Raw genomic sequence first — 1,368 nt, 5'->3', positions numbered from 1 at the left:
AGGCATGGCTGAAATCAGATTGTGGTATAAGAACAAACTTATTGGTGTTCACAAAGTAAAAAAGCTAGACTTAAATTTAGTCCACTTTTAATTCTTAAACAGTCCACTTTTAATTTTTAGCTGACAGCAAAATCTTCAACAATTTCAATCCCATTTTAGTCCAGTTTTACGGGGGTCAGAGCGATTCTTATACTGTTTCTTCATTTAATTCAACCATCCCATCAAGAAGTAAAAATATAGAAGAAATTATTACCGGAGAAAACAGTATTATTAAGCAGCAAATGGAAAAAGCAGGTAACGATACATTCTCTTTGCCTGTAAGAGATGTATTCTATCTTGTAAGAGGTAAAAAGGATAAATACATAAAGGTCTGTCTGGTCTATGGCAGTTTTTTTGAAACTATAAGTGTGGAAAATCTTATCAGCCAATCTTTTTATCAAGTATTAGAAGAACGATTAAAAGAAAGTGGAAAAGAAATTTCTGATGAATTAAAACAAACCTTAATTTCTATTTTATCGCAACAACAGAGTTTCAGTAAAGTACGCAATGTAGAAAAATCTTCCGTAAAATTAAGATTCAGAATTATGACTGAGGTAAAAGCCGAAGGTAATATTTTAAATCCAAAGAAATATCCAGAGATAAAAGATAATACATTGAATTTTGTTTTACCTTGCCACAATGATGAAGAAGAAAAGAGTAATTTAAAGAAAGCAGAAATTGTATTTGGTAAAACTGGACTAAAGCAATTCAATATTTTCAAGATTAAGCACCATTTCAATGGTTATTTTCTTGTTTTACAGATTTCAATTTAAAAAAATGGGTATTATTTGTTATCTAAGATTACTTTTGATGTTTATCTGGCAACGGTTCGCCAAAGACGATGATTGTGCCTTTTCTGCGGTATTTGAACATTTTTATCAGTAAAGTGATTGTTTCGGCGGAATATGAAGTTCGTCTACCGTCAAGAGTAAGGAGCCAGCCTTCGCTCCGTGCAGAGCAAAAGCTGGCAGTGTCAATTACACGGAAGTTTTGGGACTTCTACCCTTGAAGGGGAGACTTTAACTATCGATACTAAAACAGAGAAATTGGAACCGATAAAAGTATTTTTACTCTTTTAAAATTTTTTTTATTGATAAGTAACACGATTTTGAAAAATGTATTAAACCAGCCAGTTTAGATCTTGAAGGAAATGATGAAATAAAAATTATCTCAGAGGGGGAAAAAGATGTTAAGGAAAAATATTGGGTCATCTCCAAACTGAGTGGGTAAAATTGAGCCATTTTTTAGATTTCCGGGAGCATACAGGTTAACACTTTTAAGCGAAGATATTCTTCATCTCGTAATCCGTATGCCCTTCGCTGAATAACG

General features: G+C 32.6%; 1 protein-coding gene. It reads left to right on the top strand.

From position 1 onward, the window contains the following. Positions 1 to 281 precede the first annotated feature (281 nt). Positions 282 to 812 (top strand): hypothetical protein, encoded by a 531-nt coding sequence (locus AB1349_14370; protein MEW6558510.1) that lies wholly within the window; start codon positions 282 to 284, stop codon positions 810 to 812. Positions 813 to 1,368 lie beyond the last annotated feature (556 nt).

This window comes from Elusimicrobiota bacterium, from assembly GCA_040757695.1.
In the GTDB taxonomy this organism is placed as follows: domain Bacteria; phylum Elusimicrobiota; class UBA8919; order UBA8919; family UBA8919; genus JBFLWK01.
This window is presented reverse-complemented; position numbering and strand designations above follow the sequence as displayed.

Coding starts and splice junctions, on each gene's coding strand:
- AB1349_14370 (MEW6558510.1), top strand. CDS start 282: ATGGAAAAAGCAGGTAACGATACATTCTCTTTGCCTGTAAGAGATGTA.